The sequence below is a fragment of the Chlorobiota bacterium genome, assembly GCA_016700335.1.
Taxonomy (GTDB): Bacteria; Bacteroidota; Ignavibacteria; order OLB7; family OLB7.
Genome location: CP065014.1, coordinates 1807172 through 1821988 on the forward strand (window position 1 = coordinate 1807172; position 14817 = coordinate 1821988).

The window sequence follows — 14817 nt, forward strand, 5'->3', positions numbered from 1 at the left end:
AATGCTTGTTAAATCAATTAGAAAACTATCTAGAAATCATAACTTTTGAAACAGACTTTTGATTATCAGCAAAAAGAATCACTATATATGGACCATTTGGAAAACCCTTTGTTGAAAAGGAAGCTGTTAGTTCATTCTTTTCATTAGCCATTACGTTACGTTCATCAATCAAATTACCTAACATATTATAAATAGAAATTTTTGCATCAACAATATTCTCTGGTAAAATAGATTTTAAAGTTATTGTTTCATTTAGCAAAGATCTACTAACACTTGATGAAAGTTCTTTTTTAACTGGTTCTCCACCACCTAACCTTGATTGGATTGCATGCTGAGCACTTAAATTATTAGTATTAAAAACCAATAAAATTAAAACTAAAATTACTTCATAGAAAAGTGATAATATGTAATTAGAATTTTTCAATTTGATTGAACTATTATTGGCAAAACAATTTTTTCATTTTCACCTACTTTTATAATACAAATATAAGTTCCTTCAGCGACGTAATCACCAAATAAATTTTTTCCTATCCAATTTAATACAATTTTTTTCCCATTTTTAGCAAGTACTTGAAAATTAAATTTATAAGTTATCGTTCCTGACGCATCATATATGATTGAGTTTAAAACACCATCAGATTTAGGTGTGTAAACAATTGTACATCCTTGATAATCTTTATATGGGTTAAATGGGTTAGGTGCAACCATATCACTAGTTTCAATTCCTCCATCAAGACCAGTCGGAGCTTTTACAATTGAGTATTCAGTTGTTACATTCTCACAACAAATTTTCAAAGAATAATCACCAATATAATTTTGATCTAAATAAATTTCAGTTGTTTCTAAATTTGTAGGGGCATCTTTAAGTTTAATCCAAGTTTTAGATGTATCATTTTTTATACTAATACTAACAAATTCACATGAAAAATCTTGTTTATTCCATTTAAGAAATCTTTTTCGAGTTTCTATATTTGAATTTGGCTCTATTAGTATTTCTCTTTTTAAAGTTTTAACTAAAATACTGTCAAAATAAGTAAGAGCTTTTCTTTTTGAATCTGATAACTTAAAGTATATAAAATAATTTTCTACATTTCCGCAATTATGTTCTAAAAGTGATTCAACATTAATCTCATTATTATTATTAGAATTTATTTTTGGAATTAATTTCCAATTTATTTTATCAAATGAAACTTCTGAAACAATAGAATCTAAACAACTTAATTCAAGATTATATTTTAATTTGTCTCCAACAAAATATTGACTTTTATCAAACACAATTTTTTCAATTTTTGGTCTAGATATCTGTATTTCTATAGTTGAATCTACATGATTTGGAAGGAATTCATCTTGAATGAAATATTTAATATTACCTTCAATTTCTGGTACAATTAAATTAATGCTATCGTTAGATTTATTAACAGAATAATTACTAACAATTGTTGAATCTATATCTTTTCCTTTAAGCTTTATTTTAAATCCACTTTCAGGAAGGCTATAATTTTTATTCCATTTTAAGGTTAACTTATCACCCCAACAATAATTATTTTTTTCAGATTTGAAATAAGAAAAAATCTTGTCATTTGGAATTTTTCCAATACAAAAAGTACTGGTTTCGGTGTTTACAATCAAATCATTTTCACCATCATTATCTAAATCTGAAACGATTACATTTTTAATTGTACTTCCCAATTTAAAAGATTTAATCAATTTAAATGGTTGGGGAAAATCAGTATTATAACGACATGAATCGTCATCATAGTTCCTTAGTTGTAAGATATTTAACACATCTTTATCTGATGTGATTATTTCCATTCTATCATATTCATCTTTAATAATATCACATGAACAATGCAGCTTACCAGAGAATTTTTGTTGAACAACATTATGGAATGATCCAGGATTTGATCCTTTTGCTTTTATACTGTTTCTAAACAAATATAGTTTATTATTTAACTCATCTTCATTATTTTTATTTGAAATTGATGCTATTATTTCATCTCCTCTATTATTAGGAAATTTTAAAATATCTTTTTTAGAATCTGGTAATGTACCATCAACATTTCCAGTAACAACTGTCCACATTTTATTTCTTGCATCAGTATCTTTGAAGAATCCAAAATTGCTCCCATCATCTTTTTCAGCAGATACTAAAATTAGGCTTGGATCACCAGAACTTAAATTGTTATGATTTTTTGTTATAAGTTTATATGGTTTTAGCGTATCATTAATTGATGATGGATTACTATATAAATTTATAAAATAACTAATTGATTCCCCATTTTCATCTCCAATATTAGGAACTTTTCTTGATGATATAAATCCCCATGTTGGTTTATTGTTTAACACACTATCACATTGTAATTCTATAGAATACATACCATTTGAAAAAGTACTATCACCTTTTCCTAATGGAGGTTTTTTTAAAATTGGAGGTAAAAATGAATATGATGAAGTTTGAAAAGCTACAAACAATTTGTTTAAAAAACTAATATGAAAACTTGATGTAATTGGATATGTTGCAGATGCTAATGGATATTCCCAGTTTTGAGTAACACTAAAATTTGAGTTAAAAAATTTATCTAAAGTAAACAATCTAAAACCATTAATCATAGAATCATTTCCACTTTTTTTAAATTTATCTTGTGATACAGCCGATAATGAAATTGGGAATTGAGACCCTTTAGGTGTATATACAAACATTGGATAAATTCCAACAAACATGTTATCAAAATTGGAATTTTTTGTTGAATCAATTTGTATTTTATATAATGGCGATCCATTCGTATCAGCGATAAAAGACCACATTGGTCTTGATTCAGAAAATATATCTTTTTTTTGGTAAAGTTCAACTCCAATTCCAATACAATCTGGCTTATTTATTGGGGTTGGTAACTCTGATCTACTATTAAATAAACCAGTCAACCGATATGTAAAAGATCTATCAAAAAGAAAAGAGTCCTTGTAATTAACAATCTTACTTAAATAACCTCTATAATCTAGTATAACAATAGTGTCTCCATTTTGTCCAATTACTTGTTGTGTATTATTATCTATAACCTTTATACTTCCTGATAACAAAACTTTTGAATTGCTTAATCTACTCGATTTCCACTTAATTGTTAAATCATTTGCGACCTGCGATTTAGTTGGAGAATTTATTGTTCTTGTTCCTTCTAAATTACCTAATGGATACCACCAAGTAGAACTTTGAGATAATAAATCATTTTGTAAAAACAAATAAAAGATTATTATAAAAACAATATTTGATAAAAATAATTTGATATGTTGAAAAATTAATAAAGGTTAAAATAAATAGACAATAGATAATAACGGAGCAATAGGAATTTTAGGGGCAGTTGCCCCATTTAAAGTTAAACCTAAAAACCCCAATCCCAAATCGAAACCATATTTATCTGTGAAGTATCTTATTGAAAACAGTACTGGGATTAAATCCAAGTTTTTCATGTAACTCAACTCCCCACATATTTTCCAATTTGAACCAATTTTATAATCACCACCTAAAGATAAAAATGGTGTTTCTCTAGTATAACTTTCAATTTTAGGAACTAATTTATTTGAACTATCTAAATAGGTAATGTATGTTTCATGGTAGTTATAAGAGTCACCAATGTTAACAGAGAATCTACTATTTTCAGTACCATAACTTAATGCTAAATAACCAATGTTCAAACTAATTTTTGAATCAGTTGTATCCTTTGTTATGCTCTTATCAAATATGCTTCTAGCCCACTGATAACCTCCTGCAACATTAAATTTACTACCAATTTTAAATCCAATTTTAGTACCAATTGAATATGAACCAAACATATCACCTTTAGGTCCTTGCCAATCATCTGGCATTGGAACAAGCCCTGCTGCAATAATCATCACATTGCTTGTTATACTATATCCAGTAGTAAATCCAAGAAAATCATAATTACCTAAACTCAATTTTCCAGCTTCAGGAATAATTGCATTTGGAATTAAAATTGTTCTGAAATTTGTAGGGTCATTTGTTATTTTTTCATCTTCTATTTTAGTTATAATTTTTGGTTTTACAACATTAGGAACTGTAATAACGCTATCAATAACTGGATTCTTTTTAGGACTAAAAAAAGCTAACCCAGTATCAGAAACAGCATAATTTGTTAAATTTTCAAATTTATATTTTCTTCTAATCCATGTAATAACTGGGAATTTAAAAACTCCTGGAATTTCTGAATTAAAACAAACTTCATAGTTAAAATTTACCCCACCTCTAATGAAATATGGTAAAGAAACTGGCAATGCAAATTCCACTCTATCATCATCTACAGTTACTGAATCTAGAAAAATACCATCACTTTGATCTGTTCTAATCTGAAATTGATTGCAATTTTTGTAACCAGCTTCAATTGAAGGTAATTTATTAACATCAATATTCCAAACTGTGTTTAAAGGGATTTTAAATCTAAAAATTCTATTTTTACAATCTATAACTTTTAGATCCATACCTATTCGATCTTTAACAGTATTAACATTTACTCCAAGTCTAATCTTATTAGAGCAATTTGTTGTAGGTAAGTTAGAGATATTTATTAACTTTTCATTAGTTAAAGTAGTTGTTGCATCCAAACCATTGTAATTTACCAAACTATAAAATGTTGGATGAATTTCTTTAATACCATTTTCAGATATTATTTCAATTATGTTTTTACTTGGATATAACTCTGGAGGATAAATATATACTTTACTAGTATCAAACCTATTTCTTTGGGAAAATAAATTTAATGTTAATAGGGGTAAAAAAAATATTAATACCAAACTATATTTAATGATATTTTTTATCATAATTTAAAGGTGTAAAATTCTATAATATTTAATTAAAATTATGCTATTTAAAATTAAAAATTTCTCATTGTTTACTTATTAATTTTGATAACACTGTTAAAATTTAAAATTGTTTAAATGTTCTTCAATGAGATCTGAAACTTCTGGTTTGAATTTCATTAAGTCAAAAACATTCATTAAAGAATAAACTTTCACACCAATAAGTTCCTCTAAATTTTGCTTTGCAGTTTTTCCAGTTGAATCAATTGGTTCACATCTATCAAAAGCTATAATAATTCCTAAGGTAGAACATCCAACAACTTTCAACTTTTCAATTGCTTCCATTTTAGTTAATCCATTTGAAATTACATCATCTACAATTACAGCTTTATCTCCATTGCTAATTAAGCCTATAAAAGCCGAATTATCACCATGAGTTTTAACTTCTTTTCTATCGCTAACAGCCCTCAAACTAGCTCTGTCACTTCCTTGAAGTGCAATTGCAGTGGCAACAGATAGAGGAATACCTTTGTAAGCAGACCCAAATATTACAGTGGCTTCATTAAAATCAGAAATCGATTTTAACAAATCAGCATATAATTTGCCCATTTTGTAAAGCTGATCTCCAGTACATAAAGAACCAGTATTAAAAAAATAAGGTGACTTCCTTCCACTTTTTAAAGTGAAATCTCCAAACATCAAATTATTATTTGAAATAAAAAATTCTATAGCTTCTTTAGTTATATTTTCCACTTTTGTATTTTATTTTTATTAGTCCTAAAAACTCTACAATTATTACAAATAACGAATTCAAATATATTTTGTAAAACCTTTAATAATTTATAAATTTTTAAAATTCAAAATTATCTTCAACATCTATCATCATTCTTAACATTGCAGATGATAGGGTTTTACCTTGAGCATCTAATTTTAATGATACAGTTCCACCACCACCAAGAGTATTATTAAGTAGAAAATTAAGTGCCCATAAATTAGGTAATTCAAACCTTTCAACCTTCCCATGGCAAATTCCTTCAAAATGTTTTTTAACTTTCTCTTCTGTAACTGCTTCCTTAATAATTTGATACCATTCCTGCTTGCGTGCGATAACTCCAACATTCCCTGCATCTCCTTTATCTCCAGAACGAGCATGTGCAATTTTAAGAAGTTGTATTTTTTTCATAATAATATTATTGTTAAATGTAGTATTTGTATTTTTACAAAAATAAGTTTTAATTTTTTACTCATAACTAATAACTTTCCAACTTTTTTGTACCGTCAATTTATTGCGATTATTAAAATCGCGTTATTATGTATTACTGCGGTAATAACATTTCCAATTCTTTTTTTATCAATTGTTGTTTCTTTAATTTTTGGAGCAAGAGCAAAACAATCTGTTGTAAAATTCTTTACCCATGCACTTCCTGCAATGTGGTTGTTTATTATGGGTATTAAAGTCAAGTATATTGGTAAATTAGACAAAAATGCAGGAGTGTTTATCTCCAACCATTTATCTTATCTTGATATTCCAATTTTTGCTTCCTCAATTGGAGGTGTTTTCGTTTCTAAACATGATATTAAATCTTGGCTATTATTGGGCAGTTTGCACAAATTGGAGGAACTATTTTTATTAACAGAACTAGTATTAAGTCTGCTATGGAATCAACTGTTGAAATGAGACATAGAATTAAACATGGTGCTAGGGTTGTTTTTTGTCCTGAAGGTAAAATTGGTGATGGAATAGAAACTGGTAAATTTAAGGCATTTCTTTTTAGCGCAATAGCAGGTAGTGATATTTTAGTTCAGCCTTTTACTATTGTTTACACTGATGTTTATGGAAAAGAAATTACTACTGATTCAAGTAAAAACATTTACTGGAATGATGATACCCCTTTAATTAAGCATGGCTTAAGAATGTTGGCTTCTGGTCCTATTTCGGCTGAATTGCATTTCCATGATACTTTTACTGCTCCTCATGCTGGCAATAAAGATGAGATAAGAAAATATGCTGAGGAAATGAGATCTGTTATTGGTGGTAAATTTGAAGATTTTAATGAAGACAAAAATTTATATCAAGAATAAATTTATAGTAGATAAATATTAAAGAATAATTCACCTAAATAGATATATATATCTACAATATCTTCCATCTGTAAAAACCAAGAAAGTTAGGATTCTCCTCATTTGGATGCCATAATTTGTTTGGATGTTTACTAAGTTGTGTTAGTGTTAAATGCTTGATTAGCCCTTCATTACCTTCTCCACCATTATGATAAATAACTTCATCATTACCCAAATATATCATTGTATGGTAAGGCCATTTTGGGTCTGAATCATTTAGATAAAAAATTATATCAGCCTTTTGTGCTTTTTTTTTTAATCTAGTAATAAAGCTCAAACTATTGTCCTTTAACCTTGAAGCATCAGCAAAATTTGAGTAACAGTTTTCTTTATATCTAATGATTGAATCTTCATTATCTCTACAATCAATTTGGAAAATTTTGGTTCCTAATATTGGTATGTTTGGATAGTTATACTTTACCACATCTTGAATTTCTACATCACTAATTTTCTGTCTTGCTGAAAACCATTTACTATCGTGTTTTTTTAAAGCCTCACAAAATGAATACCTTATTAACCCAGCACAATCTAAAGCAGTCCACTGAGCATCTTTTTTTTTAAACTGCATTTTTGCTAATGTTGTAAACCAATATTTAAATGACTTTTTATCATTTTCAGTATTAAGTATTAATTCTTCTGGATAAGATGAAGAACTGCTTGCTAAAGATGGAACAATGGATAAAGTAACTTCACTTGGAATTATAAAATCTTCAGATGTAACTCGTATTACTACTTCTCCTTGTTGATAATTAGAAACCAAACGCCAAGAAAGTGAATCATTCATTCTAAATATTTTAACTAAATCTTTACCTTCAACAATTTGAAATTTTGGTCTATTTTTCAACTCTGAAAATTTTATTTTCCTTCCAAATTTTGATGTAACTATATACTCAATTAATGCAGATGAATTACCATCAGCATTTATTACACTTGGAGTTAACATTAATTTAGAATCTTTAGGGACTGAATCAATTTTTTTAAAAAAATAAATCAAACCAAAACCAACAATTGCTGAAATTGTAAGCCAAAGGAATTTATAACTTTTATTAGCATTCATAACTTTGAACAAACAGAATTAGTAAATTAATTTTATTGATTAAACTAAAATAATCTTCCGTGACCTTGTTTTAAGCCATTATTATTCTTAAATTCTATTTCTAGTGCATTAAAAAGATTTAATGCATTACACAATGGATCTATATGTTCTTTAATTTCCTTCTTAGTGTAACTGTTGTTTATTTCAAAATATTTACTTAAAAATTCTTTAGAATTTGCTACAAATTTTGGAATAAAAACTTTTCCAGTTAAGAAAGTATTTGTTGATAATTGGGTTTGATTCAACTTGATGTTATTAACAGTTTTATCCAATAATTGAGGATTTGTTGAAATCATTAAAATGTTATTTTTTACAGCAAAACAAGGGGTTAACATCATATGAATTAGTAAAGAATCTTGTTTTTGATAAGTCTTGCTTGTATCACTGTAAACCCACTCTATAAGGTCACCATTAGATTTATCTATCAATTGACCATAAGATAATGATCCAATGAATTTTGCAAGTGTACCATAAAACTTTTTTGGCGTGCTTGGGCTTAATGGAATTGAAAGAGTGACATTATATGCTGAATTTGTTGCATCATAATTGTCAGTCCAATTCAAATAATTAACCCCTTCATAAGAAAGACAACTACTTGAAGTTAAATAAGGTAATATTTCAGTTTCAAAATTAACATTTGTTACTTGCTTTAATGAGTCAATAAATCTACTATTTAAAGCTCTTTCACCTACAATATATCTCCACAAATCATTCGGGGATTGATTGTTAAAATTAAGGCTTATCAAATCATTGTTCACACCCTGTAATGAATATTTAGCAGGCAAATCAGTAGTTCTATTCAATATGCGTGCTAATATATTAAGCCTAACCGCCATCTGAGATCTTGATCCAATTACTTTAAAATAGTCTGTTGGGTTAAACCAATAAAATAAAACATCTTTAACTCCAGTTGGGTCAAGATTTGAATAACAATATTTAAAAGTTGGATCAATCCCTAATGAATTAGATTTATTAGTTTGAAAAGTTCGAACTGAATTTTCAACAATACTTATACTTGTTCCAACAATAAAATAATCTTTTATACTTCCAAAACATAATGGCTTGCCTCCTATCCTTGATTCAATACTAGAAATTTGAGCATCGCCAATTGTATATCTTTTAATTCCAAAATTTTTACCAATTTTTTCAAATGCTTTAATAACATTTTCAGCAAATTCTAAATTTTTATCTTTATATGTTGCAATTAATATATCATTACTATAATTAGCTAACAATAAATTATCTCTAAAAAGTTCTTCTAATGTGAATAATGATGAAGCAGGACCAAATGCCTTATTAATTCTGTCTCTTAATGTTTTAATCGATTTAAAAACAGGATATTCCCAAATGTCCTCTTTAGCAGATGAATTGCCAATTTGATTAGAAAATCCACTTGATTTGAAATTTTGTAAAACATCATCGAAATTTGGAATTGCTAAAAAATAATCAGGATTTTTAGGAAATAAAAGAGTCATTTCATTAGTCTTAGAATTTGCATAATCAGCCTTATTTCTACTTTGTTCGTTAAAGTTAAATTCTAATCCTTTATCTTTTGGTGAAACAATAATTTGACTTTGTGTATAACCAGCTAATGGGGTAATTGAAGCAGGATCAGCAAACACTGTATTCCATAATGAATCAAGATATTTTTTTGAATTAAATGTTCCAAATGAATTAACAGATGATACTGCAACTTCATATAAGTTAGGATCTAATTTATTTATAACTGGCTTTAATATTTTAAGTGCAAATTCTTTATCAGTTAAATCATTTATTTTACTTAATGCAACCTCTTTAACAGGATCATTACCTTGCATATTTATAAACGAAACTAATACAGTTTGTTTTTCTATTTCATTCAGGTTTGAATATAATTTACCACCAGTTTTCTTCCTGACTGCATCTTCAAACATCGAAGAATATGTTGGGGTTTCAACAATTGGTGGTATAATATTTTGGTTTTTATCAACCATTAAATATGCAAAGAGAATTGCAATTGGAATCATCATACATAACAAAGTTATTAAGGCAAAACGTCTCATTGTATATTATTAAGAATAATTGATTTTAATAGAATTGAATAATCCATTAATATAAACTATGACAAAAATAATCACTTTAAATTAATAAGTTAGAAATATTATTTTATAAATATATTTTTAATTTTACTAATTAATGATTTTTGTTTTATAGGTAAAAATGAATCTGAAATCATGTTTACTGGAAATCTTCTTTGTTGCTTATTATATGAATTTAATGCTATAATTAAATCCGAATCTGTATAATTATTTACTTCAACAAAAAACAATGTAGGGTGTAATACCTTATTAGGATCTTGGATTTGTTTGTTCATCATTAAAGCATTGTAATATGATGAAATTGGGATAATTGAATTCATACCATCAAGTTTATTATGCAACCATAGAATTTTTTTTTCAGAACTTATAACTAATGCATGGCTTTTAATTTCGTCTATAAATACAGTCCTAACCTTTGAATTTGTAGCAGGACAATTCTCCCCTAACTCCCAACTAGATAATGTCCATTTATGTTTTTCAATGAAATTATTTTTCTTATTTATATCTGAAAAAAATTCAAAGAACTCTTCACTAATTTGAAGTTCTACCATACCATCTTCACTTGGTTCGTGTATTGAAATTGAAATCGAAGTCTCTTTTTCATTATAAGAATATAATACCTCACCTATTGACACAACTGGCTTCATACCATCATTTAAATCAACAATTTGATTCTTATCTCCAAAAATCAAATCACCTTTGCCCCACCTCCCTTCACCAATTAACTCCTTTGAAAATATAATATCATAATACCTTTTATACCATGTTTTTGATGGTGGTAATATCCACAATATTATTTCTTGAATCTCTATTTTTAAATTTTCGTACAATTTTAACTGTTAATTTATTATCATATTATTAAACTTTACTATTAGATAAACGAATTATTTTACAAATTATTAAATTGTATTTTTTTATTTGTATAAATTTATAAAATTAAATTTTTTCTCTGTAAGTTATATTTTCCATTATTCAAATTCAAAAATTAAATTAAATATCCAAATGAAATTAATTATTAAATAAATTATTCATGTAGCTATTTTCATAGAAATTATTTTTAATTCCGATGAGATCTATTTCCATTTTCATAGTTATTATAGTTGGGGTATCAATTCAAGCACAGTCTCAAAAGCTAGAACAACATAGAATTGATTCTCTCTTAACCCAATTACAAAAAGTAAAAGAAGATACTAATAAGGTTAACCTTTTAGTAGACCTTTGTAATTCATATTCACCTATCAACCCTGATGATGGTATAAAATATGGGAAGCAAGCATTATCTCTTGCCGAAAAACTTAACTGGAAAACAGGAATTGCTAATGCAGATGTTTGGTTAGGGTATCTATATTATCAAAAATCAGATAACGAATTATTAACCAAATATTCTTTAAAGGCTTTAGAGCTTTATACTGAATTAGACAATAAAATAGGAATATCAAAATCACTTAATGAATTAGGAATTGCGTCTTATGAAATTGACGATTATCCAAAAGCATTAGACTTTTGGTTAAAGTCTTTAAAATTAAGGGAATTGTATGGTAGTAAAAAAGATATAGCTGGTGTTTTACAAAACATTGGGAATGTATATTTTAAAATTGCAAACTATCAAAAAGCTTTAGAATATTATTTTAAAGCTATCAAATATTTAGAGCAAACTGAAGAAAATTTCTTAATAAACATTTCCCTCAATTCTATAGGTTATGTATATTTTGAGTTAAAAGATTATACAAAGGCATTAGAATATTACAATAAATCATTGGCAAAAAGCAAATTAAATGGATATAAAGTTCATGAATTAGAAAGTGTAAGTTATTTAGGTCAGACTTATAATGAACTTAAAGAATATTCGAAATCTTTAGAAAATCTTTTCAACTCTTTAAAACTTTCTAAAGAAATTGGAGATAAATTTAGTTATTCATGGTGTCAATTTATTTTAGGTGAAGTTTATTTATCTATTGCAAAAGATTCTAATTCAACTTACTTAAAAACTCATTTTGCTGGTAATAGAACTGCTGTTTTACTTAAAGCAAAGGCATATACTGATAGTTCAATCTCACTGTCAAAAAAATTGGGAATTGTATATTCGGATAAGGAAATTATGAGAACTTTAAGTGAGATTCAATCCTTGCTTGGAGACTATAAAGGTGCATTGGAGAGCTATGAACTTTATTCTGCTTTTAAGGATTCTACTTTTAATTTGGAGAAAGATAAAAAAATTACTCAAAAAGCTTTGCAATATGAGTTTGATAAAAAAGAAGCTTTTACTAAAGCTGAGCAAGATAAAAAAGATACTACTCAACGTGTTATCTTAATTTCTATTTTATTAGGGTTGCTCAGTATGATTGTTTTTGCTATTGTATTTTATAATCAACGTAATAAAGTTAAGATTGAGAAAAAAAGAAGTGAAGATTTATTACTTAATATTCTACCTGAAGAAGTTGTTGAAGAAATTAAATTAACTGGTTCTGCTGTTGCAAAACAATACAATGATGTTACTGTTCTCTTTACTGACTTCGTAAATTTCACTGGCATAAGCCAACAGCTTTCTCCTTCTGAATTAGTTGCTGAAATCCATAAAAACTTTACTGCTTTTGATGACATTATTGAAAAAAATGGATTAGAAAAAATCAAAACTATTGGCGATGCTTATATGGCTGTTTGTGGTTTGCCAAACATTTCTAATGACCATGCTTTACGTGTTGTAAAAGCTGCTATTGAAATTAGAGATTACGTAAATAAAAGTAATGGTTTGTTTCAAATTCGGATAGGTATTAATTCTGGTGAAGTGGTTGCTGGAATTGTAGGTGTAAAGAAATTTGCATACGACATTTGGGGCGATACTGTTAACACCGCAAGCCGTATGGAAGCTAATAGCGAATCAGGCAAAATTAACATTTCTGGTAGCACTTATTCCTTAATAAAAAATGAATTTAATTGCGAATACAGAGGTAAAATTTCTACCAAAGGAAAAGGTGAAGTTGATATGTATTTTGTTGTGGGGTGAGGGGTGAGGGGTGTGGCTTTAACTCATACCTTTTTAACCTTATAATTTACTTAGAGTACAATATAGATTTTAAAAAATATTATATTTAAAGCCATTTATAGGAAGTTTAAATTCATATTTCAATATATTATTTTTACTTTATATTCAATTTAGAAATTGATTGAAAAATAGAATTTTAATTAATATTAATTAGTTAAAAAAATGATTTGATTTATAATTGAAAATCTAAAGACTTTTTAAATGAAACATTTACCTAAAATAAATCTCTTTTATTGGGCATTAATAATTAGTGCAAACACAATGGGAGAAACAGCAGGAGATTTAATTTCTCAAACTTTTGGTTTGGGTTATGGTGGTGGGACAATTGCATTACTTGGACTATTTCTAATTGCATTAACAATTTCCATTTACTCAAAAAGTCAGAAACCAATTATATATTGGACAGTTATAACTTTGGCAAGCACATTAGGAACAACAATTTCAGATTTCGTAAGTCGTTCCTTTTTTCATTTACAATTAGGGTTTACAGAAAATCAAGGTTATACATTTGGAACAATAATTTTGATTATTACTTTAATTGCAACTTTTGGAATTTGGAAATATCATTCAAGAACAAACACAATTGAAAATGGACTGAATAAGCGAACAGAATTTTTATATTGGATAGCAATTTTAACTTCAAGTACATTAGGTACGGCATTTGGTGATTTACTTGCACATAACACACCATTAGGTTTTGACGGTGGAACTTTGCTATTAATAATCTTACTTGCTGTTGTAGTTGGACTTTACTTTTTGACAAAAATATCAAGAGAACTTTTGTATTGGTTCGCTATTATTTTGACTCATCCAATTGGTGCAACAATGGGCGACTATATGTCAAAATCCGAAGGTTTTAATTTAGGAAACATAAAAGCAAGTTTAGTTTTGCTAGTTGTATTTATTTTAGTTATTGCTATAGGACAATTGACTAAAAACAAACAATTGATGGATAATAATACTACCACTTAAAAGGGTTAGTAAAATTTTGGATGAAGAACTAAATTGAGCAATTGGTATACTTATAAACTTTAATGCAAATTTGAAAACATCTACTTCTAATTTCACTCAATATGTAATACTCCAAAAAGTTAATTTAAATTTTGAATGTTACTCAAAAACGAAAATATAAAAATTAAAATATGGACAAATCAACATCAATTAATGAACCAATTTGGAATCAATTCGGTGCAAGTATTGATATGCTTGAAAATGCTATTAAAATGTGTCCAGACCAACATTGGGACACTTCCTTAAATTTTTGGCGTACTTCTTACCATTGCTTATTTTGGACTGATTATTACTTGACAACTGAACCAAATAAATTTAAACCTCCATCACCATTCTCATTCTCAGAGTTTGATTCAGGTAAAAAGCCTGATAGGACTTACACAAAGTTGGAAATGATTTTATATTTAGAACATTGCAGACAAAAAGCAAAAAAACTTATTTCAACTCTTACTGTTGATAAGTTATTAGATAGTTGGGTTAGTTACAATAAAAATTATTCAATACTAGAAATTTTGATTTATAACATAAGGCACATTCAACATCATTCTGCTCAGTTAAATTTGTTACTAAGACAAACAATTGATGAAGCACCTAATTGGGTAAGCCAATCTAAAATTAATATCAATCAATGAATTTGACAATTGAAAATTTGATGGAAA

The 14817-nt window shown here is 27.3% G+C and carries 13 protein-coding genes; 5 read left to right on the forward strand and 8 right to left on the reverse strand.

The features are described 5' to 3' along the window. Positions 1-25: 25 nt before the first annotated feature. The 5 genes from IPP08_07415 to IPP08_07435 form a co-directional block, all read right to left on the reverse strand. Positions 26-424 (reverse strand): T9SS type A sorting domain-containing protein, encoded by a 399-nt coding sequence (locus IPP08_07415; GenBank protein QQS65609.1) that lies wholly within the window; start codon positions 422-424, stop codon positions 26-28. Next, positions 421-3237 carry a hypothetical protein gene (locus IPP08_07420; protein QQS65610.1) on the reverse strand — a complete coding sequence of 939 codons (2817 nt, stop codon included), beginning with the start codon at positions 3235-3237 and terminating at the stop codon, positions 421-423. Before IPP08_07420 ends, IPP08_07415 begins: the two co-directional genes overlap by 4 nt. A gap of 66 nt (positions 3238-3303) precedes the next feature. Beyond that, on the reverse strand, positions 3304-4830 hold the full coding sequence (locus IPP08_07425; protein ID QQS65611.1) for a hypothetical protein: 1527 nt from the start codon (positions 4828-4830) through the stop codon (positions 3304-3306). A gap of 96 nt (positions 4831-4926) precedes the next feature. Then, complete coding sequence (pyrE, locus tag IPP08_07430) at positions 4927-5562, reverse strand: orotate phosphoribosyltransferase (protein ID QQS65612.1); 636 nt, start codon at positions 5560-5562, stop codon at positions 4927-4929. A gap of 97 nt (positions 5563-5659) precedes the next feature. After that, positions 5660-5992, reverse strand: coding sequence for a hypothetical protein (locus IPP08_07435; protein ID QQS65613.1), 333 nt, complete (start codon positions 5990-5992; stop codon positions 5660-5662). Positions 5993-6079: 87 nt separating this feature from the next. On the opposite strand from IPP08_07435, the gene IPP08_07440 reads away from it, so the two are divergent. Both IPP08_07440 and IPP08_07445 read left to right on the forward strand, forming a co-directional pair. Next, positions 6080-6487, forward strand: a complete 408-nt coding sequence (locus IPP08_07440; GenBank protein QQS65614.1) for a hypothetical protein — start codon at positions 6080-6082, stop codon at positions 6485-6487. Further along, on the forward strand, positions 6394-6891 hold the full coding sequence (locus IPP08_07445) for a 1-acyl-sn-glycerol-3-phosphate acyltransferase (GenBank protein QQS65615.1): 498 nt from the start codon (positions 6394-6396) through the stop codon (positions 6889-6891). Before IPP08_07440 ends, IPP08_07445 begins: the two co-directional genes overlap by 94 nt. A gap of 52 nt (positions 6892-6943) precedes the next feature. Here the strand turns inward: IPP08_07445 and IPP08_07450 are convergent, their stop codons facing one another. The 3 genes from IPP08_07450 to IPP08_07460 all read right to left on the reverse strand — a co-directional run bounded on the left by IPP08_07450 (position 6944) and on the right by IPP08_07460 (position 10934). After that, positions 6944-7987 (reverse strand): DUF1175 family protein, encoded by a 1044-nt coding sequence (locus tag IPP08_07450; protein QQS65616.1) that lies wholly within the window; start codon positions 7985-7987, stop codon positions 6944-6946. Between the two features lie 44 nt (positions 7988-8031). Continuing rightward, complete coding sequence (locus tag IPP08_07455; GenBank protein ID QQS65617.1) at positions 8032-10068, reverse strand: hypothetical protein; 2037 nt, start codon at positions 10066-10068, stop codon at positions 8032-8034. Between the two features lie 98 nt (positions 10069-10166). Beyond that, positions 10167-10934 carry a hypothetical protein gene (locus tag IPP08_07460; GenBank protein ID QQS65618.1) on the reverse strand — a complete coding sequence of 256 codons (768 nt, stop codon included), beginning with the start codon at positions 10932-10934 and terminating at the stop codon, positions 10167-10169. Between the two features lie 236 nt (positions 10935-11170). Here IPP08_07460 and IPP08_07465 point away from each other — a divergent pair, with 236 nt between their 5' ends. From IPP08_07465 to IPP08_07475, 3 genes are all read left to right on the forward strand, one after another. Beyond that, positions 11171-13108 carry a tetratricopeptide repeat protein gene (locus tag IPP08_07465; protein QQS65619.1) on the forward strand — a complete coding sequence of 646 codons (1938 nt, stop codon included), beginning with the start codon at positions 11171-11173 and terminating at the stop codon, positions 13106-13108. A 300-nt stretch (positions 13109-13408) separates the two neighbouring features. Then, complete coding sequence (locus IPP08_07470; protein QQS65620.1) at positions 13409-14119, forward strand: hypothetical protein; 711 nt, start codon at positions 13409-13411, stop codon at positions 14117-14119. 170 nt (positions 14120-14289) lie between these two features. Beyond that, positions 14290-14790: a DinB family protein gene (locus IPP08_07475; GenBank protein ID QQS65621.1), complete on the forward strand. Its 501-nt coding sequence runs from the start codon at positions 14290-14292 to the stop codon at positions 14788-14790. Positions 14791-14817 lie beyond the last annotated feature (27 nt).

Coding starts and splice junctions, on each gene's coding strand:
- IPP08_07425 (QQS65611.1), bottom strand. CDS start 4,830: ATGATAAAAAATATCATTAAATATAGTTTGGTATTAATATTTTTTTTA.
- IPP08_07435 (QQS65613.1), bottom strand. CDS start 5,992: ATGAAAAAAATACAACTTCTTAAAATTGCACATGCTCGTTCTGGAGAT.
- IPP08_07450 (QQS65616.1), bottom strand. CDS start 7,987: ATGAATGCTAATAAAAGTTATAAATTCCTTTGGCTTACAATTTCAGCA.
- IPP08_07455 (QQS65617.1), bottom strand. CDS start 10,068: ATGAGACGTTTTGCCTTAATAACTTTGTTATGTATGATGATTCCAATT.
- IPP08_07465 (QQS65619.1), top strand. CDS start 11,171: ATGAGATCTATTTCCATTTTCATAGTTATTATAGTTGGGGTATCAATT.
- IPP08_07470 (QQS65620.1), top strand. CDS start 13,409: ATGGGAGAAACAGCAGGAGATTTAATTTCTCAAACTTTTGGTTTGGGT.
- IPP08_07475 (QQS65621.1), top strand. CDS start 14,290: ATGGACAAATCAACATCAATTAATGAACCAATTTGGAATCAATTCGGT.